Consider the following 1,606-nt stretch of genomic DNA (forward strand, 5'->3'; position numbering starts at 1 on the left):
GCCTCCGGTGCCGAGATCAAGTGGATGTTCACCACCGAACAAGCCCGCGCCAAGATGGGCCGTGCCTATCCCAACACCGTCCCGAGAGACCCACGCGCCAAAGAGTCATAATCTCTGTGCAGAGGAACTAGACCAGTCATTCAATATTTGCCAGCGTGGGTTCGAGAGGCGCTGGATGTCGATGCACAGGTGACGCGTGGCGGGCCAAGGGGCCTCATGAGCATCGACATAGCGAAGAGCGATGCATGGCAAAGGAGCCGATCTTGGGAAGGTTCCACGCTTCAATGGGAGGTCTTCTAACCGCGGAATAGGCAATCTGGATGTCGGCTGCTGGCCTCGGCGGAAACCCCGTTGTGGCAAGTCTCGGAGGCGGAGCGTTGATCAACTGTCAGGGCAGCAAGTGACGTTCAGAGGTAACGTCATGAGCTAGACGCGACAGTTGACCTCCGGAACGATGAACCTTGCTGTGGCATTGCCTCCTGCCTCGATCCGTTCTTTCAGGGATGAAGCCAAATATGTTCGATAGCCTGCCTTCTGCGTTGCTCGCGCTCTTCCTCGCCTTATGTGTCTTGTGGTTGATCGGTCAGGCGCTCCGGCGTTTCCTGGCATCGCGCAAGATGAGGCGGGCCCCATCTCTTGAAGCGGAGCTCGAGGCTCGCAGGAACCATGAGGATCCGGCCGTATCAACGACGGCAGCTAAGGTCTCCACTATTCCCGATGCGGCTGATGTCCTCGCCCTCAAAGCAGCCATCGACAATTTGGCACGGCAAGTCGCTGCCTTAGAGAAACGTTTGTCGGCGGGGCAATCAGGGTTCCCACCACTCCCGACACCGGCGAGCGAAAGGACTATCGAGTCGAGATCGGACCTCCCGTCGGTAACGCCAGATCATCGGATCTGAGGCAGGTCTGGCCGCTTTGCTGCCCGTGTGAGAATGGTAGATTCGGACCTGCGGGCTACGCGGCCGCGCCATCATGCAGCCGTCGGGGGCCCCCTTACGTGGTGCCGGATGTATCAGGGTGTGCACTTCCGGGGCTGCCCCCTCTTCTCGGGCTCCCAGCACCATCTCGGGAGCCCAGTTGAGCAGCAGGGAGGAATAGGACTGCTGCCACGCCTCTTCTGATAGCGGATGATCCGCCCCTTTGATGAGACGGTAAGTCAGCGAGTGGGCACCCTTGAGCGCGGTGAGATAGTTCTCGATCACTGGGTGCGGGATGATGTCGTCGTGTTCCGACTCCACGATCAGCACGTCACCTTGAAATGCCGCACAAGCTGCTAACCGTTCCTATTCACCAGAGTTTGTTTCGGGGCCTATTTGGTAGCGCGGGCGTGCCGATCCGCTGCGTTTCTTTCACCGCGGCAAGGTCTGGAACGTGGGGAACGCGTTGGCAGGGACGGGATGGGATGACCGGGGCGATGGCAGCCCCGGCGCTCAGGGCGAGGCCGCCCGGGGCTGGGGTGCCAGAGCGCTCGCAAGACGCCGGACGAGATCCGCTTCCGGACAGCACGAGGCAAAGGCCAGTCGGATGCGGCTGGTGGTTTCCTGCACCCGCACGGCGATCTTGAGCAGGCGCAACCGCAGCGTTGCGAACTCCGCCCGGGCGAGAT

At 61.0% G+C, this 1,606-nt stretch carries 1 protein-coding gene; it reads right to left on the bottom strand.

Going from position 1 to position 1,606, the window contains the following annotated elements; all coding sequences use genetic code 11:
- Positions 1-1,430: 1,430 nt before the first annotated feature.
- On the bottom strand, positions 1,431-1,606 hold a 176-nt coding region (locus FS320_RS43065; protein WP_192926244.1), incomplete at its 5' end, for a transposase.

Origin of the sequence: Microvirga tunisiensis, from assembly GCF_009296175.1 — a bacterium.
GTDB classification, from domain to species: domain Bacteria; phylum Pseudomonadota; class Alphaproteobacteria; order Rhizobiales; family Beijerinckiaceae; genus Microvirga; species Microvirga tunisiensis.